At 64.1% G+C, this 19,403-nt stretch carries 14 protein-coding genes; 10 read left to right on the forward strand and 4 right to left on the reverse strand.

The window, feature by feature from the left end:
• The first annotated feature begins 88 nt into the window (after positions 1-88).
• Entirely contained in the window at positions 89-982 is an 894-nt protein-coding gene (locus tag ACO055_RS02365; protein ID WP_422061012.1) for a LysR family transcriptional regulator, read from the forward strand.
• Here ACO055_RS02365 and ACO055_RS02370 read toward each other — a convergent pair.
• The gene (locus ACO055_RS02370; protein WP_422061013.1) at positions 979-2,388 is read right to left on the reverse strand and encodes a helix-turn-helix domain-containing protein; all 1,410 of its coding nucleotides are present in this window, start codon (positions 2,386-2,388) and stop codon (positions 979-981) included. The two genes, ACO055_RS02365 and ACO055_RS02370, sit on opposite strands and share 4 nt — an antisense overlap.
• Before the next feature lie 262 nt (positions 2,389-2,650).
• Between ACO055_RS02370 and ACO055_RS02375 the strand changes: the two genes are divergently transcribed.
• From ACO055_RS02375 to ACO055_RS02405, 7 genes are all read left to right on the forward strand, one after another.
• Positions 2,651-4,183 carry an acyl-CoA carboxylase subunit beta gene (locus tag ACO055_RS02375; RefSeq protein WP_422061014.1) on the forward strand — a complete coding sequence of 511 codons (1,533 nt, stop codon included), beginning with the start codon at positions 2,651-2,653 and terminating at the stop codon, positions 4,181-4,183.
• 96 nt (positions 4,184-4,279) lie between these two features.
• Positions 4,280-4,717, forward strand: coding sequence for a methylmalonyl-CoA epimerase (gene mce / locus ACO055_RS02380; RefSeq protein ID WP_422061015.1), 438 nt, complete (start codon positions 4,280-4,282; stop codon positions 4,715-4,717).
• Positions 4,718-4,914: 197 nt separating this feature from the next.
• Complete coding sequence (gene scpA, locus ACO055_RS02385) at positions 4,915-7,062, forward strand: methylmalonyl-CoA mutase (RefSeq protein ID WP_422061016.1); 2,148 nt, start codon at positions 4,915-4,917, stop codon at positions 7,060-7,062.
• Positions 7,063-7,204: 142 nt separating this feature from the next.
• Complete coding sequence (gene bioB / locus ACO055_RS02390) at positions 7,205-8,209, forward strand: biotin synthase BioB (RefSeq protein ID WP_422061017.1); 1,005 nt, start codon at positions 7,205-7,207, stop codon at positions 8,207-8,209.
• Between the two features lie 122 nt (positions 8,210-8,331).
• Positions 8,332-10,338 carry a biotin carboxylase N-terminal domain-containing protein gene (locus ACO055_RS02395; RefSeq protein WP_422061018.1) on the forward strand — a complete coding sequence of 669 codons (2,007 nt, stop codon included), beginning with the start codon at positions 8,332-8,334 and terminating at the stop codon, positions 10,336-10,338.
• A 19-nt stretch (positions 10,339-10,357) separates the two neighbouring features.
• Positions 10,358-10,729, forward strand: a complete 372-nt coding sequence (locus ACO055_RS02400; RefSeq protein WP_422061019.1) for a tRNA-binding protein — start codon at positions 10,358-10,360, stop codon at positions 10,727-10,729.
• A gap of 57 nt (positions 10,730-10,786) precedes the next feature.
• Positions 10,787-11,194, forward strand: a complete 408-nt coding sequence (locus ACO055_RS02405; protein WP_422061020.1) for an MAPEG family protein — start codon at positions 10,787-10,789, stop codon at positions 11,192-11,194.
• A gap of 133 nt (positions 11,195-11,327) precedes the next feature.
• Here ACO055_RS02405 and ACO055_RS02410 read toward each other — a convergent pair whose 3' ends face one another.
• A complete protein-coding gene (locus ACO055_RS02410; RefSeq protein ID WP_422061021.1) occupies positions 11,328-12,095 on the reverse strand; it encodes a cyclase family protein in 768 nt (255 codons plus the stop codon).
• Positions 12,096-12,191: 96 nt separating this feature from the next.
• Between ACO055_RS02410 and ACO055_RS02415 the strand changes: the two genes are divergently transcribed.
• Both ACO055_RS02415 and alr read left to right on the forward strand, forming a co-directional pair.
• The gene (locus tag ACO055_RS02415) at positions 12,192-13,814 is read left to right on the forward strand and encodes an MFS transporter (protein ID WP_422061022.1); all 1,623 of its coding nucleotides are present in this window, start codon (positions 12,192-12,194) and stop codon (positions 13,812-13,814) included.
• A gap of 40 nt (positions 13,815-13,854) precedes the next feature.
• The gene (gene alr, locus ACO055_RS02420; protein WP_422061023.1) at positions 13,855-14,898 is read left to right on the forward strand and encodes an alanine racemase; all 1,044 of its coding nucleotides are present in this window, start codon (positions 13,855-13,857) and stop codon (positions 14,896-14,898) included.
• 27 nt (positions 14,899-14,925) lie between these two features.
• Here the strand turns inward: alr and ACO055_RS02425 are convergent, their stop codons facing one another.
• Entirely contained in the window at positions 14,926-16,095 is a 1,170-nt protein-coding gene (locus ACO055_RS02425) for an aspartyl/asparaginyl beta-hydroxylase domain-containing protein (RefSeq protein ID WP_422061024.1), read from the reverse strand.
• A gap of 80 nt (positions 16,096-16,175) precedes the next feature.
• The gene (locus ACO055_RS02430; protein ID WP_422061025.1) at positions 16,176-19,400 is read right to left on the reverse strand and encodes a TonB-dependent receptor domain-containing protein; all 3,225 of its coding nucleotides are present in this window, start codon (positions 19,398-19,400) and stop codon (positions 16,176-16,178) included.
• Positions 19,401-19,403: the final 3 nt, after the last annotated feature.

A 19,403-nucleotide genomic window follows, 5' to 3' on the forward strand; every position in this document is an offset into this window, starting at 1 on the left:
TGTTCTGAAAGCGAAGATAGCGGTCCGGGCCATTATTGATTAGAATGTCGCTCATCACTTCAGAAGTGATTCAGAATCAGGAATGGCGATGGATAACCGGTTCGGCGATATCGAGACTTTTCTGGCGGTGGCGAACGGGGGCAGCTTCGCCGCGGCGGCCAAGGCTTTGCGGCTCACGCCATCGGCGGTCAGCCGGAGTATCGCGCGGCTCGAACGAAGGCTCGGCACGATCCTGTTCCGCCGCACGACGCGCGCGCTGGCGCTGACCGCCGAAGGCAGCGCCTATCGCGATCGGATGAGCGTGCTGCTTGCCGAGATCGAAATGGTCGAGGATGGCCTCGGGCGCGAGAAGCAGGGGCCGCGCGGGTTGCTCCGCGTCAATGCATCGCCGTCGATCGGCGTGCCGCTGTTGCCCATCCTGCCACGTTTTACCGCGCAATATCCCGAGATCGTCCTTGATCTGGCGCTGTCCGACGCGATCGTCGACCTGGTCGAGGAACGCGCCGACATCGCGATCCGCATCGGCCCGCTTCGCGATACCAGTCTGCGCGCCAAGAAGCTGGGCCACAGCCGGATGGTCCTCGTCGCCAGCCCAGCCTATCTCGCACGACGCGGTACGCCGCAGACACCCGACGACCTCGACGCGCACGATTGCCTGCGTTTCAGCTTTCGCCGTTCGATCGACAGCTGGCCGTTCCGCGTCGGCGGCAAGACGGTCCACCGTCCGGTGCATGGCAGCTTCTTCGGCAATTCGGGCGACATCGTGCGGCAAATGGCCGTTGCGGGCGGCGGCGTATCGCGGCACGGACATTTCCATGTCGCCCAAGATCTGGCAGCGGGGCGGCTTGTCGAGGTGCTGCCGGACTATCATCCCGGCGACGGCGAGGACATCCACGCGCTGTATGCGCCCGAGGACCGCGCGGCCGCCCGCATCCGGGCGTTTCTCGATTTCCTCGACGAGGAACTGGTGATCGCAGGCTAGCCGATCCGGTACGGCACCACGTCGCGCCGGTCGGGATCGACCAGGATCGGGCGGTCGCTTGGCGGGAAAGCGCGCTGGTCGCAATCGTCGCGCGGGCAGATGCGGCACGACAGGCCGATCCGCGTCGCCGATTGCGGCGCCGCCACATCGACGCCGTCGGCATAGACGAACTCGCCCGCATATTGCGCCTCGCATCCCAAGGCGACGGCATAGCGGCGCGGACTGCGCGCATAGCTGCCCGATGGCTTTACCAATCCCTTTGCCATCGACACATAGCGCAGGCCATCGGGGGTCTCGGCAAGCTGGAACAGGATCCGGTCGGGGATCGCCGCCGCTTCATGGACGATCCACAGCGGGCAGGCGCCGCCGAAGCGCGCGAATTGCAGGCGCGTCGCGCTGTGGCGCTTGGTGATGTTGCCCGCCATGTCGACACGGCAGAAGAACATCGGAATGCCGCGGGCGCCGGGGCGCTGAAGCGTCGAGAGGCGATGGCAGGCCTGCTCGAAACTGACGCCATATTCGAGGCGGAGCCGGTCGATGTCGTGTCGCACCGCGCGGGCGCTGGCGCGGAACGGCGCGTAGGGCATCAACACCGCGCCCGCCGCGTAATTCGCAAGGCCGACATGGAGCAGTTGGCGCGCCGCCGCCGTGCGCAGTGGCGACGCCTCGACGACCGCCGCGATCTCGCCCGCCAGCGCCAGCGCGGCGAGTTGGTGTGCGAGCTGGAAACGGCGAGTTTCGGCGGGCTGCGACGGGTCGATCACCAGATGCCGCATCGTCGCGTCGAAATCGCGCAGCGTCTGCGTCTGTCGATAGACGATCGAGATGCCGAGGGCATCGCGGAGCCGCCGTTCGATGGTCTCGATCGCGGGGGAAGGGGCTTTGCCGCGGAGCTGTTCGGCGAGCGCCTCGGCCGCGCGGTCAATGCTGTCGACATAGTTTCCGGCGTCGTGAAACCAGTCGCGCACCTCTTCCCAGGGCAGGCGGCTGCCCTCGGCAGTGCCGCCGGTCAACGCTTCGTCGATGATCTGAAGCCGTTGTCCGGCGCGGCGATAGGCCGCATGCAGCGCGACGAACTGGTCGGCGAGTTGCGGCTGTTGCAACGCCGCGCGCTCGAGCTGTTCGGGGGGCAGGGGCGCAGCGGCGAACAGCGGATCGGCGGCGGCTTCGCGCAACGCTCCGGCGCGGCGATCGCCCGCGTCGGCGGCGACTTCCTCCCATTCAAGCGGGAACAGCTTTTGCAGCCGGTCGAGGAGCGCCGGGGTCAGCGGGCGGTCGTCATGCTCGATCTGGCTGAGGTAGGATGCCGAAATGCCGAGCCGCGCGGCGAAGTCCGACTGGCGAAGGCTGCGCGCTTCCCGAAGTTGGCGAAGTTGCCGCCCAGCGTAGAGTCGATTCAAGGTCACGGTACTCCTTTCCTCTCCCCTTGCGGGAGAGGATATGAAGGCTTGGCGGCTTTGCCGCCTAGCCGCAATTGGAGAGGGGACGGGGCGTCAGCCCCCTCTCAAGACTTGCTAGGCGGCAAGCCGCCAAGCCAAGTCTTTCTCTCCCGCAAGGGGAGAGAGGTTTGTACTTTGCAAACTATCACTTTGCAACTTTGCAAATTCGCATTTGCTTGCGCGGCTCTAAGCGGGCAGATGACGCTTTGAAGTGCGTTGGGAGAGCCGAATGTCCGCCAATATCGCCGAAATGGAACGCCGCCGCGCCGCCGCCGCTCTGGGGGGCGGGCAGAAACGGATCGATGCGCAGCACGCCAAGGGCAAGCTGACCGCGCGCGAGCGGGTGAATGTGCTGCTCGACGAAGGCTCGTTCGAAGAGCTCGACACCTATGTCGAGCATAATTGCGTCGATTTCGGCATGCAGGACCAGAAGATCCCGGGCGACGGCGTCGTCACCGGGTCGGGCACGATCAACGGCCGCCTCGTCTATGTCTTCAGCCAGGACTTCACCGTCTTTGGCGGGGCGCTTTCCGAGCGGCACGCCGAAAAAATCATGAAGGTCATGGACAATGCGATGAAGGTCGGCGCGCCGATCATCGGGATGAACGACAGCGGCGGTGCGCGCATCCAGGAGGGCGTCGCGTCACTCGGCGGCTATGCCGAGGTGTTCCAGCGCAACGTGCTGGCATCGGGCGTGGTGCCGCAGATCAGCCTGATCATGGGCCCGTGCGCGGGCGGCGCGGTGTACAGTCCCGCGATGACCGACTTCATCTTCATGGTGAAGGATTCGAGCTATATGTTCGTTACCGGTCCAGACGTCGTGAAGACGGTGACCAACGAGGTCGTGACGCAGGAGGAGCTCGGCGGCGCGATCACCCACACCACCAAAAGTTCGGTCGCCGACATCGCATTCGAAAATGATATCGAAGCGCTGCTCGCGACGCGCGATTTCTTCGATTACCTGCCCGAGAACAACCGCAGCGGCGTGCCCGTGCGCCCGACCAGCGATCCCCATGATCGCGCCGAGCCGAGCCTCGACACGCTGATCCCGCCCAATGCGAACCAGCCGTACGACATGCACGAGCTGATCCGGAAGACCGTCGACGAAGGCGACTTCTTCGAGGTGCAGCCTGCCCATGCGGGCAACATCATCTGCGGCTTCGGGCGGATCGAGGGGCGGACGATCGGCATCGTCGCGAACCAGCCGCTGGTGCTCGCGGGGGTGCTCGACATCAATTCGTCGAAAAAGGCGGCGCGTTTCGTTCGCTTTTGCGACGCGTTCGAAATCCCGATCATCACCTTCGTCGACGTCCCCGGCTTCCTGCCCGGTACCGCGCAGGAATATAACGGCATCATCAAGCATGGCGCGAAGCTGCTCTTCGCTTATGCCGAAGCGACGGTACCGAAAATCACGGTGATCACGCGCAAGGCCTATGGCGGCGCCTATGACGTGATGGCGTCGAAACATCTGCGCGGCGACCTCAACTATGCCTGGCCGACCGCCGAGATTGCGGTGATGGGGGCAAAGGGCGCGGTCGAGATCATCTTCCGCAGCGACATCGGCGATCCGGAAAAGATCGCGCAGCGCACGAAGGAATATGAGGACCGCTTTGCGAACCCGTTCGTCGCGGCATCGCGGGGGTATATCGACGAGGTGATCCACCCGCATAATACGCGCAAGCGGATCGCGCTGGGGCTGCGCAAGCTGCGGAACAAGCAGCTCGAAAATCCGTGGAAGAAGCACGATAATATTCCGCTGTAACCTGTCGTCACCCCGCGCCTGATGGGGGGCCATGCAACGGCCGCGTCGATGGACGCCGGATCAAGTCCGGCATGACGAAGTTGGAGAGAGTTTGATATGAAGCTGGGCCGCCTCAACCATATCGGCATCGCGACGCCGTCGATCGCCGACAGCATCGTCTTTTACCGCGACGTGATGGGTGCGACGCAGATTCAAGCGCCCTTCGACCTGCCCGAGCAGGGGGTGAAGGTGTGCTTCGTCGATACGCCCGGCGCCGACGGCGCGCTGAACGGCACACAAATCGAGCTGATCGAGCCATTGCCGGGCAATGCATCGATCGCGGCTTTCCTGCAAAAGAACCCCGCGGGCGGGCAGCATCATCTGTGCTACGAAGTCCCCGACATCCACGCGGCCAAGGCCGAATTCGAGGCGATGGGCAAGCGCGTGCTCGGCGAGCCACGGATCGGGGCGCATGGGACGTTGATCTTCTTCCTCCACCCCAAGGATATGGGCGGGGTGCTGACCGAGATTATGGAGACGCCGAAGGGGCATTAAATCCCTTCTCCCCCTGAGGGAGAAGGATACGAAGGCTTGTAAGCGAAGCGAACTAGCCGCAGTTGGATGAGGGGTTGCGAGCGAAGCTCGCGCGGTTGTCTTGCAATCGCCACCCCTCACCCAGCTTCAACTAGGCAGCAAGCTGCCAAGTTTTCGCAACCTTCTCCCTCAAGGGGAGAGGGAAGTAGGGATTGATCATGACCGACAAGCCGACCATCGACCAATGGGCCGCCGCCGCCGACAAGGAAGTCAAGGGCAAGGACCTGACCTGGCGCACCGCCGAGGGGATTGACGTTAAGCCGCTCTATACGGCCGAGGATGTCGCGACCGATCCCGGCCTGCCGGGTTTCGCGCCCTTCACGCGCGGCGTGCGCGCGTCGATGTATGCGGGGCGGCCGTGGACGATCCGGCAATATGCGGGCTTCTCGACCGCCGAGGAATCGAACGCCTTCTATCGCCGCAACCTTGCCGCCGGGCAGAAGGGGCTCAGCGTCGCGTTCGACCTCGCCACGCATCGTGGGTATGACAGCGACCACCCGCGTGTCACGGGCGACGTCGGCAAGGCGGGGGTCGCGATCGACAGCGTCGAGGACATGAAGATCCTGTTCGACGGCATCCCGCTCGACCAGATGTCGGTGTCGATGACGATGAACGGTGCGGTGATCCCGATCCTGGCGTTCTTCATCGTTGCGGGCGAGGAGCAGGGGGTCGACCGCAAATTGCTCGACGGGACCATCCAGAACGACATCCTCAAGGAGTTCATGGTCCGCAACACGTACATCTATCCGCCCGAGCCGAGCATGCGGATCATCTCGGACATCTTCGGCTACACCAGCCGCGAGATGCCGAAGTTCAACAGCATCTCGATTTCGGGCTATCATATGCAGGAAGCCGGCGCGACGCAGGTGCAGGAGCTGGCCTTCACCATCGCCGACGGCATGGAATATGTGAAATATGGCGTCGCGTCGGGGCTCGACATCGACAAGTTCGCCGGGCGGCTGAGCTTCTTTTTCGCGATCGGCATGAACTTCTTCATGGAAATCGCCAAGCTGCGCGCGGCGCGGGTGCTGTGGCATCGGGCGATGACGACGCTCGGCGCACAGGACGAGCGGTCGAAGATGCTGCGCACGCATTGCCAGACGTCGGGTGTCTCGCTGACCGAGCAGGATCCGTACAACAACGTCATGCGCACGACGATCGAGGCGATGGCGGCGATGCTCGGCGGGACGCAGAGCCTGCACACCAATGCGCTCGACGAGGCGATTGCGCTGCCGACCGATTTCTCGGCGCGTATCGCGCGCAACACGCAGATCGTGATCCAGGAAGAAACGGGGATGACCAAGGTCGTCGATCCCCTCGGCGGCAGTTACTATGTCGAAGCGCTGACCCAGCAGCTCGTCGATGCGGCGCAGGATATCATCGACCGCGTCCAGTCCGAAGGCGGCATGGCCAAGGCGGTCGCGGCAGGCTGGCCCAAGGCGATGATCGAAACCGCGGCGGCGGCGCGTCAGGCGCGTGTCGACCGCGGCGAGGATGTGATCGTCGGCGTCAACAAATACCGTCTGAAGGACGAGGATCTGCTCGAAACGCTCGACATCGACAACGCCAAGGTGCGCGAGGGCCAGATCGCGCGCATCAACAAGACCAAGGCGAACCGCGACGAAGCGGCGTGCCAGGCCGCGCTGAAGGCGCTGCGCGACGGCGCCGCGGGCCGGTCGAGTATCGAGAACAACCTGCTCGCGCTGGCGGTCGAGGCCGCCCGCGCCCGCGCGACGCTGGGCGAAATCTCTTCGGCGATGGAGGAGAGTTTTGAGCGCTACGGCACACAGCCGACCCCGGTGAAGGGCGTCTATGCCGCGCCGTATGAGGGCGATGCGCGCTGGCAGCAGGTGCTCGACGGGGTTGCTGCGGTCGAGCGCCGCATGGGGCGCAAGCCGAAGCTGCTCGTCGCGAAGATGGGGCAGGACGGTCACGATCGCGGCGCGAATGTCATTGCATCGGCGTTCGGCGACATGGGCTTTGACGTCGTATCGGGTCCGCTGTTCCAGACTCCCGAGGAGACCGTCGTGCTGGCGCTCGATGCCGGCGTCGACGTTGTTGGCGCGTCGAGCCTGGCGGCGGGGCACAAGACGCTGATCCCCGAACTCATCAACAAGCTGCGCGAAGCCGGACGCACCGACATCAAGGTGATCGCAGGCGGGGTCATCCCGCCGCAGGACTATGACTATCTCCGCGATGTGGGAGTGCAGGGCATTTACGGCCCGGGCTCCAACGTCGTCGAATGCGCGGCGGACGTGCTGCGCCTGCTCGGCCACAATATGCCCCCATTGGAAGACGCCGCATAATGCAACACGCCCAGCCCCTCTTTGGTCATCACCCTGAACCTGTTTCAGGGTCCATGGCCGATGGGGTCGTTTGGCGCCGCGCGAGATTAGAGATCAGACCATGGATGCTGAAACAAGTTCAGCATGACGAAGGAATTGACCGATGAGCGAAGACATCATCCGCACCGACTGGACCCGCGAGGAAATCGCCGATCTGTTCGACCTGCCGTTCGACGAGCTGATGTGGGAGGCGCAGGGCGTCCACCGGCGCCATCATGCGCGCGGCGAGGTGCAGCTTTGCACATTGCTCAGCATCAAGACCGGCGGCTGCGTCGAGGATTGCGGCTATTGTTCGCAAAGCAAGTCCGCCGACACGGGCCTGAAAGCCACCAAGTTGATGGACGTGCGCGCGGTGCTCCAGGCAGCGGCGCAGGCGAAGGATTCGGGATCGAAGCGCTTCTGCATGGGCGCCGCCTGGCGCAATCCCAAGGACCGCGACATGCCCGCGATCGTCGAGATGGTCGAGGGCGTGCGCCAGATGGGCATGGAAACCTGCATGACGCTGGGGATGCTCAGCAAGGATCAGGCGCAGACGCTGGCGGTCGCGGGGCTCGATTATTATAACCACAACATCGACACGAGCCCGGAGAATTACGAGAATATCATCTCGACGCGGACGTTCCAGGACCGTCTCGATACGCTCGAGGAAGTCCGCAACGCCGGGATCAACGTCTGCTCGGGCGGCATCGTCGGGCTGGGCGAGACGCGGAGCGATCGCGTCGGCTTCATCCACGCGCTCGCGACGCTCGAACGTCATCCCGAAAGCGTGCCGGTCAACGCGCTGGTGCCGGTGAAGGGCACCGTGCTCGGCGACATGCTCGCCGACACGCCGCTCGCGAAGATCGACGATATCGAATTCGTCCGCACCATCGCGGCGGCGCGCATCACGATGCCGAAGTCGATGGTCCGCCTCTCGGCAGGGCGCGAGAGCATGTCGGAAGCGACGCAGGCGCTCTGCTTCATGGCAGGCGCGAACAGCATCTTCACCGGCGACAAGCTGCTCACCACCGGCAACCGCGGCGACAATGCCGACGCGGCGCTGTTCGCGAAACTGGGGCTGCGGCCGATGGAGAGCGAAGAGCCGATGCGGATGGAAGCGGCGGAATAATGTTCCCCTCCCGCTTGCGGGAGGGGTTAGGGGAGGGCCTGTTCCCTCCGAGCAAGTTTCGATCTTCGTTTGCGGACAGGCCCTGCCCCGGGCCCCTCCCGCAAGCGGGAGGGGAGTGAAGAGTGTTCAAGAAAATCCTGATCGCCAACCGCGGCGAAATCGCCTGCCGCGTCATCAAGACCGCGCGCCGCATGGGCATCGCGACCGTCGCCGTCTATTCGGACGCCGATGCGCGCGCGCCCTTCGTCCAGATGGCCGACGAGGCGGTGCATATCGGGCCGTCGCCCGCGTCCGAATCCTATCTGATCGCCGACAAGATCATCGCCGCGTGCAAGCAGACGGGCGCCGAGGCGGTGCATCCGGGCTATGGCTTCCTGTCCGAGCGCACCAGTTTTGCCGAGGCGCTCGCGAAGGAAAATATCGCCTTCATCGGCCCGCCGGTGAACGCGATCGCCGCAATGGGCGACAAGATCGAGTCGAAGAAGCTCGCGAAGGAAGCCGGCGTCAATGTCGTCCCCGGCTTCGTCGGCGAGATCGACGATACCGAGCATGCGGTGCGCATCTCTGACGAGATCGGCTATCCGGTGATGATGAAGGCGTCCGCGGGCGGCGGCGGCAAGGGCATGCGCCTCGCCTATGACGAAAAGGACGTCCGCGAGGGTTTCGAGGCGACCAAGCGCGAGGGGCTCAACAGCTTTGGCGACGACCGCGTCTTCATCGAGAAATTCATCCTCAACCCGCGCCACATCGAGATCCAGATCCTCGGCGACCAGCACGGCAATGTCCTCTACCTCAACGAGCGCGAATGCAGCATCCAGCGGCGCCACCAGAAGGTGGTCGAGGAAGCGCCGTCGCCGTTCGTGACCGAGAAGATGCGCAAGGCGATGGGCGAGCAGTGCGTCGCGCTGTCGAAGGCCGTCGGTTATTATAGCGCGGGCACGGTCGAGCTGATTGTCTCGGGCGCCGACCCGACGGGCGAGAGCTTTTACTTCCTCGAAATGAACACGCGTTTGCAGGTCGAGCATCCGGTGACCGAGGCGATCACCGGCATCGACCTGGTCGAGCAGATGATCCGCGTCGCGGCGGGCGAGAAACTCGCGATGACGCAGGACGATATCGGGATCGACGGCTGGGCGATCGAGAACCGCGTCTATGCCGAGGATCCCTATCGCGGCTTCCTGCCCTCGACCGGGCGGCTCGTGCGCTATCGCACGCCGGTTCCGGCGTGGGAAGGCGACGAACGCGGCATCGACGGCGTGCGTGTCGATGCGGGAGTCGAAGAGGGCGGCGAAGTGTCGATCTTCTACGACCCGATGATCGCCAAGCTGGTGACGTGGGGCGCAACGCGCGACGAGGCCGCCGATTTGCAGATCGCGGCGCTCGACCGCTTCGAGATCGAAGGGCTCGGCCATAATATCGATTTCGTGTCGGCGATCATGCAGCATCCGCGCTTTCGCTCGGGCGAACTGACCACGGGCTTTATCGCGGAGGAATATCCCGAGGGTTTCCACGGCGCGCCGACCGATGCCGACGTGACGCGCGCGCTCGCGGCGATTGCGGGCTTCATGGCCAGCGCCGAGGCCGATCGCGCGCGGCGCACCGACGGCCAGTTGGGCGACCGGCTCGAACCGCCCGCGAAGTGGCAGGTGTCGATCGATGGCACCGCGCACAAGGTCAAGATCGGCGAGAAGCATATCAAGGTCGATGGCGAGTCGATCGACATCGCCCTTGAATATACGCCGGGCGACCGGCTCGTCGTCGCCGAGATCGACGAGACCGAGCTGGCGGTAAAGGTCGCGAAAACGCGCACCGGCTGGCGCATGACGGCGCGTGGACATATTCACAATGTGCGCGTCCTGCCCTGGCACGTCGCCCCGCTGACCCAGCATATGATCGAGAAGATTCCCCCCGATCTGTCGAAATTCCTGATCTGTCCGATGCCGGGCCTGCTCGTCACGCTGCACGTCGGCGAAGGCGACAAGGTCGAGGCGGGCCAGCCGCTCGCCACGGTCGAGGCGATGAAGATGGAGAATATCCTTCGCGCCGAAAAATCGGGCACGGTGAAGAGCGTCAATGCGGCGCAGGGTGACAGCCTGGCCGTCGACGCGGTGATTCTGGAAATGGAATAAGCCGAACGGAGTTCGGGACATGCATGTGAATCACGAAACCGACGCTGCGGCGGGCGACATCATCGCCTTCGACGACTTCCTGAAGGTCGACATCCGCATCGGCACGATCGTCGAGGCGGAGCCCTTTCCGGAGGCGCGCAAACCCGCGTTCAAGCTGAAGATCTACTTCGGGCCCGCGATCGGGGTGAAGAAAAGCAGTGCGCAGATCGTCGACCGCTATGCGATCGACGATCTGCCGGGCCGTCAGGTCGCTGCGGTCGTCAACTTCCCGCCGCGCCAGATCGGCAAGTTCATGTCCGAAGTGCTGACGCTCGGTTTCGCCGACGCCGACGGGGCGGTGATCCTGTTCGCCCCCGACCATGCTGTGCCCAACGGATCGCGTCTCTTCTGAGCTTTCTTGCGGTCGGCTTACCCGCTAAGCTCGGCACGGGAACAGGGGGAGCGAGACATGACTTTACCGGTAACGGCCTTCGTTGCGGCAGTGTGCGCATTGCTGCTGCTCGTCACGGCGATCGATACGGTGCGCCAGCGGCTGCGGCTGAGCGCCGCGTTCGGCGATCATGGCGATGCCAAGCTGATCAGCGCGAGCCGCGCTCACGGCAATCTTGCCGAATATGCGCCGATCACCATCATCCTGCTCGGGCTGCTCGAAACCACGCGCGCCAATCATTTGGCGCTGATGGTCATCGGCGCGATCTTTCTGATCGGCCGCGTCGCGCACGTGATCGGGCTTTATACTCCGGCGCAAGCGGGCAAGGCGCCGCTTGGGCGGCAGGTCGGCGTCGTGGCGACCTTCGGCACTTTGCTGGCGCTCGCCGGTTGGACGCTGTGGATATTGTTCACCAACAATCTTTGAATCATCGTCATGCCGGACTTGATCCGGCATCCATTCTGACCGCCGCCTTGCGCGCCCCGGATCAAGCCGGCGATGAACCCCTTGAGGCAGATATCTGATTGGTCTCCGGCGAAGGCCGGGGTGACGAAAAAGATCAGCCGATCAGTGCGACCGCGCGGATCCATCCCGCGCTCGCGCGCTCGATCTTCACTGGGAAGCAGCTCAGCGTCCAGCCGGTCGGGGGGAGGGCCGCGAGGTTGGTGAGCTTCTCGATCTGGTAATAGGGCTTGATCCGCCCCGCCTTGTGCCCCTCCCAGATGATCGACGGGTCGCGCGTCTCGGCCCAGCGCCTTGCGGTGTGGCTGAACGGCGCGTCCCAGCTCCACGCATCGGTGCCGACGACCTTCACGCCGCGCGTCGTCAGATAGAGCGTCGCCTCGGCCCCCATGCCGCAGCCCTGGTCGGTGAAATTGTCGGTGCCATAGACCGCGCCGGACTGGACGAGCACGATGTCGAGCGGTTGGAGCTCATGGCCGATGCGCGCCAGCTCGGCCTCGACCTCGGCGCCGCTGATCACATGCCCCGCCGGCTTGCCGGAGAAATCGAGCTTTACGCCAGGGCGAAAGAACAGGTCGAGCGGCGCCTCGTCGATGCTCGGCGCCGCGCTGGCGCCGGCGTCGGTCGTCGAATGGAAGTGCCAGGGCGCGTCCATGTGCGTGCCATTGTGCGTCGACAGCGTCAGGCTCTCGACCGCCCAGCCTTCGCCGTCCGGAAGATCGTCCTTCGTCAGTCCGGGAAAGAACATCGCGATCTGTTCCCACGTATTTTCGTGGGTCATATAGGTGATCTGCGGGCGCATCACCGGCGGGTCGGACACGACGTCGTTGGTGATCGGGATCGAAAGGTCGATGAACTGGGTCATGCCGCATTGCTGCGCCGACACAGCCGCTTGTGCAAGACCGAACAGCAGCTATGACGGATGCCAATAAACAGAGCATATTGGGGGATCGTCGAAACGATGAGCGAAGCTGCAATCTATCAGCCGACGCCGAAGGACATTCGCATGGTCATCGCCGCCTCGTCGGCGGGGACGATCTTCGAATGGTATGATTTCTTCATCTACGGCACGCTCGCGGCGATCATCGGCAAGGCCTTCTTTCCCAGCGACAATGCGACGCTCGAAATTCTGCTCGTCTGGGCCGGGTTCGCGGTCGGGTTCGGGTTCCGGCCCCTGGGCGCGGTGCTGTTCGGCTTCCTTGGCGACCGGCTCGGGCGCAAATATACCTTTCTGGTCACCGTCACCTTGATGGGCATCGCGACCGCGGGTGTCGGCATGATCCCGTCGGCGGCGGCGATCGGCATCGCGGCGCCGATCATCGTGCTGCTGCTGCGTATCCTGCAGGGCCTGGCGCTCGGCGGCGAATATGGCGGCGCGGCGGTGTATGTCTCCGAACATTCGCCGCCCGAAAAGCGCGGTTTCTATACCAGCTTCATCCAGGCGAGCGTTGTCGGCGGCTTCGTGCTCAGCCTGATCGTCGTGCTCGGCTGCAAGGCGGTCATGTCCGACGCGGTCTGGGAAAGCTGGGGATGGCGCGTACCCTTTCTGCTCTCGTTGCTTTTGCTCGCGATCTCGCTGTGGATGCGGCTCAAGCTGTCCGAAAGTCCGGTCTTCCAGGCGATGAAGGCGCAGGGCGAGATCGTGAAGAATCCGATCAAGGAAAGCTTCACCTATCCCGGCAACAAAAAGCGCATCTTCATCGCGCTGTTCGGGATCGCAGCGGGCCTCACGGTGATCTGGTACACCGCGATGTTCTCTGGCCTGGCGTTTCTCAAGGGACCGATGAAGGTCGACGATACGGCGGCTGAAATCATCGTCGGCGTTGCCGCTGCGCTCGGCATGGGCTTCTTCCTGCTGGCCGGGCATCTGTCCGACCGCATCGGGCGCAAGAAGCCGATCGTCTGGGGCTATGCCGCGACGCTCGTCCTGCTGTTCCCGTTGTTCTGGCTGATGGGTAGCGTCGGCAATCCGGCGCTGACGGCGGCCGCCGAAAAGGCGCCCGTCGTCGTCAGCGGGTCGAAATGCGACTATGATCCCTTTGCGCAGAAACAGGAAACCGCGTGCGGCAAGACGCTCGGCGAACTCACCAAACTCGGCGTCCCGTATCGCGTCGTGTCGGGCGGTGGCGGCTTCGACAGCGTCAAGGTCATAATCGGCGGGCGGGAAGTGGCGGGTGAAGATCCGGCGGTGCTGAAACCCGCGCTCGAGGCGATGGGTTACAGCTTCGAAAAGCAGATACCCACGCCGCTCGGCATCGCGGTGATCCTTCTTGCGCTGCTCGGGCTCAGCGCACTGTCGGGTTTTACCTATGGTCCCGTTGCCGCGTTGCTGTCGGAAATGTTTCCGCCGCACGTCCGCTATTCGTCGCTGTCGATCCCCTATCATCTGGGAACCGGCTATTTCGGCGGCTTCCTGCCGCTGATCGCGAGCTATATCATCGCCAAGACCGGCGATGCCTATGCCGGGCTGTGGTACACTTGGGTGGTCGTGCTCGTCGCCTTTCTGGTTGCGGCCTTCATGCTGAAGGAGCCGGAGGAAGGGCAGTGGGACCGGCCGGCGCCTTCGCGGGATACGGCGGCCTGACCCCATTGGCGCTGTCGCGAAAGCCGTCTAGGGGCGAAGGATGATCGACATCGCCTTGCCGCTCCGCCTCCGCATCGATTCCGCCGCGCTCGTCTCCAACTGGCGCTGGCTGGCGGCGCGGAGCGGTGCCGCGTGCGGCGCGGCGATCAAGGCCGACGGCTATGGCCTTGGCGCGCGCAAGGTGATGGGGCATCTGGCGGCTGCGGGTTGCCGCGACTTCTTCGTCGCGACCTGGACCGAAGCAGCGTCGCTGATGCCGCTTGCCGGCGACGTGTCACTCTCGGTCCTGCACGGCGTCGGCGACAGCGACATGGTCGCGGCGCGAACGCTTCCGGCGCGGCCAGTGCTCAACAGCCTCGAACAGGTCGCGCGTTGGCGCGCCGGCGGCGAGGGGCGTCCGTGCGACGTGATGATCGATACCGGCATGAACCGCCTCGGCCTTCGGATCGAAGAGGCTCTCGGCGGGGCGCTCGAGGGCCTCGACATCGAAACGCTGCTCAGTCACCTGGCGTCGGCTGACGAGGACAGCGAACAGAATGCGCGCCAGCTCGCGGCTTTTCGTTCGCTGCGTGATCGGATCCCGGCGCGCCGCTACAGCCTCGCCAACAGCGCGGGGATTTGCCTCGGCGCCGATTACGCCTTCGACCTGACGCGCCCCGGCCTCGCGCTTTATGGCGGGGTGCCGAATGACGTAGCGCGCGGCGCGATCCGGCAGGTTGGCTTTCCCGAAGCCCGCGTGTTGCAGGTGCGCGGCGTACCGGCGGGCGAGACGGTCGGCTATGGCGCGACCTGGACGGCGCCGCGGGACAGCCGCATCGCGGTCGCCAACATGGGCTATGCCGATGGCTATCTGCGCTGCCAAGCCGGATCGGGCGGCGCTTCCTGGCAAGCGCGCGCGCTTCCTCTCGTCGGCCGCGTGTCGATGGACCTGACGGCGTTCGACGCGAGCGAAGCTGACGGGTTGGCCGAGGGCGACTGGATTGCGCTCGATTATGATTTGCCGAACGTCGCGGCGCGCAGCGGGCTGTCGCAATATGAACTGCTGACCGGACTAGGTGCGCGGTTCGAGCGCGTCTGGAGCTAACAGGCGTCAGCGCTTGGCAAGCGCGCCTTATCCGGTTGCCGGCCCACGGAAAAGCGCCGCCACTTCCTGCCGTTCCTGCTCGCTGAGCTCGGGACGCCAGATGTCGAAGATCAGCACGATGCGATCTTCGGCACTCTCGTTCCAGGCCTCATGCTCAATCGAATCGTCGAAGATGATCAGCTTTCCGACTTCCCACTCGCGCACATCGTTGCCGACCCGGAAACGACAGCCCGGCGGCACGATCAGCGGCAAGTGGCAGGTCAGCCGCGCATTGTGCATGCCCGTGTGGGGATTGATGCGCGCGCCAGCGCGCAGCAAAGAGAACATCGCCGTGGGCGAATTGACGATCCACGGCAGCGGTGCGGCCTGAACCGCGTCCCAGGTTGCCGGACAGCGCGCGATGATCTCGTCCGACAGACGGCCGTTCTCGCACAGGAAAAGCGCGCTCCAGTCCTTGCTGTCGAGCAGCGGATTCTTGTCGAGCCGGGGACGATTGACTTCACTTTGGATATAGGGCCGAAAATCGCCGGTCCCCGCCGTATCCAGCAGATCCTGAATTTCCTGGCGGATGGCGTGTGTGGCCGCTTCGACAGACGACACCCAGTCGAACGCGCCGGTATCGAAGAACTGGATTTGCGGAAGCTCCGGGAAATAATAGCCGGTCGGTTCCTGCACATAGATGCGCTTTGACCAGTTCAGGATGTCGAGCGACTGCTGAAAACGCGCGCTGCGGCTTTCGGGGGGAAACCCGGCCGAGGCGAGAGCGACTTCGCGCAAATCTTGAACACGGACCCGAAAGGCCGCGACCCAGGCGTCGACGCGCCGCACCTCGGCGATCAGGTCATCGGGCAGAGTCTGCCCCCCGGCTACCCTCAGCGCAATTTCATAGGCGGCCAGCGCAGCGCGCTCGTCGGTTGCCGCTTCGCGACAATCGCCCTTCAGGATCAGGCCGCGAACGGCGTGCGGTTCGATCGCGAGCAGCCGGTCGGCGGCCGCCTCGGTCGCGATCATGTCGCGCATGGCGTCGCATGCGACCGCGAGCAGCATCCATATCTGCGCATTGGCGCGGCCCGACCGGGTGACGCGCTCGAAGCGTTCGCGCGCTTCGGCGGGTTTGCCCCGTCCAAGCGCTTCAACGCCCTCACGGGCCAGGCGTTCGGCTTCCTGATCGCTGAGTTGCACTTCGATTGTTTCCATCGGCTTTCGAGGCTTGTCAAAAAGAAAGGGGCCGGAGCATGGCTCCGACCCCCGTCTTAGGTCGTTCCGTCGATCTTCGATCAGAAGCGGGCGCGGGCGCCAGCGTAGAAGTTACGACCACGGAAGGAGTAGATTGCGCTACCCGCACCGGTGGCGGTCGTCGCGCCGGCCGGAACGCCCTTGTTGAGGACGTTGTCGACACCGACGTAGAACTTGACGCCACCTGCCTTGTTGTCGACGTCGAAGTCGAGACGCAGATCGTGGTACATCACCGAGTTATACTTGATGTTCGGGAAGCCGTCGATATCGGTCGGGTTCTGGCCGTTCAGCGGGAACAGCGTTGCATAGGCGGCGTAATACATCGGTCCGATGTAACGCATACGGTAACCGAAGGTCACCGGGCCCACGCCGAAGTCGAAGTCCCAACGGAACTCGTCCTTCGGATCGCCCAACTGGCCCAGGATGCGCGTTTCGAACGTCGGGTTCGTCGGATCCTGGAAGTTGCTGATCTCGAAATTGTGCGTGTAGATCAGGTTGGTGTTGAACGCGACACCACCGAGATCCCGACGATATGCAAAGTTCACGTCGACACCGCGGCGGGTACGTGCCGCGAAGTTCAGCGGAGCGTTGATCAGCGAGTTGCCGAGAACCTGACCCGGAACTTCGCCGAGCGGGCCAAGGCCCGGACCCCGCCAACGCGTGAACTGACCGCAGAACACGTTATTGAGCGTCGGCGAGTCATAGCACTGGTTCACGATCGTCTGCGGCGAGACGGTCCCGATGATGCCCTTCACCTTGATGTCGTAATAGTCGACCGACAGGTTGAGGCCCGGAACGAAGCGAGGCTGGAGAACGACACCATAGGTGTAGCTGTCCGACGTTTCGACGGTCAGGTTCGGGTTCGACCCGCTGACGATCGGCAACGACTGCGCGATGTTCTGCAGATTGGGCAGCAACGCCGCGCCGATGTCCGCCGTACAGTTGGCGCCGCGCACGGGATTGCTCGCGATTGCGACGACGTTACAGGGGTCGGTGAAGTTGTTGAAGAAGTTCGGCACCAGCGGGAAGCCGGTTTCCGACACGTTCGGTGCACGCACCGCGCGGCTGTAGTTGGCGCGGAAGCGGACGTCCTCGACCGGCGCGTAATCGATGCCGGCGTTGTACGAATAGACCGTGCCGACATTGCCCTGATATTTGGCAACGCGACCGGCGCCGCTGACCGTCAGCTCGCTGGCGAAGGGCATGTCCTTCAGCAGCGGGATCTGGATTTCCGCATAGGCTTCCTTCACCTTGAACGGATCGGGCTCGAACGACGGGATCGACACACCGTTGGTGAAGCCGTTGGTGACGAACGGATCCTGTTCGTAGGAAGCCTTTTCCTCACGATATTCGGCGCCAACCGCGAAGCGAACCGGGCCGCCCGGCAGGTTGAAGAAGCCGCTCGTGTCGCCCGAGACAAAGCCCGATGCCACGAACTGCGACAGGCTCGACTTGGCGGTGAAGGTGCGCGCGAAATAGGCGACCGATGCCGAATTGTCAGGCGAACCGAACGGGTTGTAGGGGACGCAAGCCGCGATATCGGCGGCCAGACGCGCGGTGTTGCCGTTGGCGGGCGTCGGCGTGAAGCCCGAGAGGGCGACAGCCGAAGCCGGATCGAACTGCGAACGGCACTGGATAGCGCCCGTAACCGGGTTACGGCCGGCATCCATGGCGAGCGCGAAGCGCTGGCGATCGATGAAGCCATCGGTCGTCACGTCTTCCTTGAACTTGCCATAGTTGAGCGACAGCTCGTAGTTCCAATCCTCGTTGAACGATCCGCGGACGCCGCCGACGACGCGCCACGTGTCACGCTGGAACTTCTCGTCGCGCAGGCCGACGTCGAGCAGGTTGCGCGAAGCGACGAAGCGATAGCTGCCGTTCGCGATGTTCGCGATGTCGGTCGCGCTCAAGTTGCCGGCTGCGGGGCAGACGACGGTAAGCGACGTGTTACAACCCGAAGCCAGGATCAGGTTCGACAGCGTCGTGCGATCGGCGGCGTTGAGGAACGGGTTGTCGATACGCGGACGCTCGCGGAAGTCGGTCGTGCCGCCGGTGCCCTGGTTGAACGACGGGCCGGCGTTGTTGCCGAGCGCGTTCACGCGGTTCCACTTGCCTTCAAAGAAGACTTCGGCCGCTTCGCTGAACTCATAGCGCGACAGCAGGTTGAAGTTGTAGCGCTCGGTGAACGGCAGAACCGAAACGGTCTTGCCTTCGCGGCCCGTCTGGCCGTTGCCGCCGATGACCGAGCTGTTGATGCCGGTACCGAAACGCGCACCGGTCTGCTGGATCAGGCGGCCAGCGTCGGTGAAGATATAGGTACAGCTGAACGCCGGACCAGCCGAATTCGGGCCGCCGTTGTTCGCGGTCGTCGCGTTGCCGCAAAGGCCGGCATTGGCAACGTTGCGCTGGTTGATCGGCACCAGGCTGTTGAAATGGATCGTCGAGCTGCTGATCCCGGTGAAGAAGTTGCGATCGGGAACGCCGTCGCTGCCATTCGCTCCGGCGGGAAGGCCGCCGTCGGCGTCGACAACCAGGAAGTTGTCGTTGCGGCGGAAAGCCGGAACGTCCGAAGCGAACACGCGCTCGGTGCGGGCATATTCGCCATGCACCGTGATGTTGCCGCGGCCTTCGGAGAAATTCTTGCCGTACATGCCCGAGACATACTGGTTGCCGCCAAAGCCCTTTTCGGCGACGCCGGCCTGAACGCGCAGCTGCAGGCCGTCATAGTCGCGGCGAAGCACGAAGTTGACGACGCCGGCGATCGCGTCCGAACCGTAAATGGCCGAGTTGCCGCCGGTGACGATATCGACGCGTTCGATCAGGTCGTTCGGGATCGTGTTGACGTCGACCGAAACGGCGTTGTTCAGAATGTCGGCCGGAACGTGACGACGGCCGTTGACGAGAACCAGCGTGCGCTGCGTGCCGAGACCGCGAAGATCGAGCAGGTTGAGGCCGGCGATGCCGATGCCCAGGCCCGGGTTCTGCTGTGCGAAGGTGCTGCGGAGCTGCGGAAGGTCGTTCAGCGTGTCACCGATATTGGTCTGACCCTGCTGGAAAAAGCTCTCGCCCGTGATCGAAGTGATCGGCACCGTCGATTCAAGGTTCGGGCGACGAATGCGCGAACCGGTAACGACGATCGATCCTTCCGATGCTTCCTCGGCGGTATCGTCGCCGGCAACGGTGTCGGTTTGCGCGAACGCCGGCATGGCGCTGAACAACGCAAGAGTCAGGGCAGAGCCCCGCACTAGCAGGCTAGTCTTCTTCATGAT

The organism is Sphingopyxis sp. (assembly GCF_965227415.1).
Taxonomy (GTDB): Bacteria; Pseudomonadota; Alphaproteobacteria; order Sphingomonadales; family Sphingomonadaceae; genus Sphingopyxis.

Excerpts from the sequence above, each read along its gene's own strand:
- ACO055_RS02375 (WP_422061014.1), top strand. The coding sequence starts at position 2,651 with ATGTCCGCCAATATCGCCGAAATGGAACGCCGCCGCGCCGCCGCCGCT.
- ACO055_RS02400 (WP_422061019.1), top strand. The coding sequence starts at position 10,358 with ATGCATGTGAATCACGAAACCGACGCTGCGGCGGGCGACATCATCGCC.
- ACO055_RS02365 (WP_422061012.1), top strand. The coding sequence starts at position 89 with ATGGATAACCGGTTCGGCGATATCGAGACTTTTCTGGCGGTGGCGAAC.
- mce (WP_422061015.1), top strand. The coding sequence starts at position 4,280 with ATGAAGCTGGGCCGCCTCAACCATATCGGCATCGCGACGCCGTCGATC.
- ACO055_RS02410 (WP_422061021.1), bottom strand. The coding sequence starts at position 12,095 with ATGACCCAGTTCATCGACCTTTCGATCCCGATCACCAACGACGTCGTG.
- ACO055_RS02405 (WP_422061020.1), top strand. The coding sequence starts at position 10,787 with ATGACTTTACCGGTAACGGCCTTCGTTGCGGCAGTGTGCGCATTGCTG.
- bioB (WP_422061017.1), top strand. The coding sequence starts at position 7,205 with ATGAGCGAAGACATCATCCGCACCGACTGGACCCGCGAGGAAATCGCC.
- ACO055_RS02415 (WP_422061022.1), top strand. The coding sequence starts at position 12,192 with ATGAGCGAAGCTGCAATCTATCAGCCGACGCCGAAGGACATTCGCATG.
- scpA (WP_422061016.1), top strand. The coding sequence starts at position 4,915 with ATGACCGACAAGCCGACCATCGACCAATGGGCCGCCGCCGCCGACAAG.
- ACO055_RS02425 (WP_422061024.1), bottom strand. The coding sequence starts at position 16,095 with ATGGAAACAATCGAAGTGCAACTCAGCGATCAGGAAGCCGAACGCCTG.
- alr (WP_422061023.1), top strand. The coding sequence starts at position 13,855 with ATGATCGACATCGCCTTGCCGCTCCGCCTCCGCATCGATTCCGCCGCG.
- ACO055_RS02430 (WP_422061025.1), bottom strand. The coding sequence starts at position 19,400 with ATGAAGAAGACTAGCCTGCTAGTGCGGGGCTCTGCCCTGACTCTTGCG.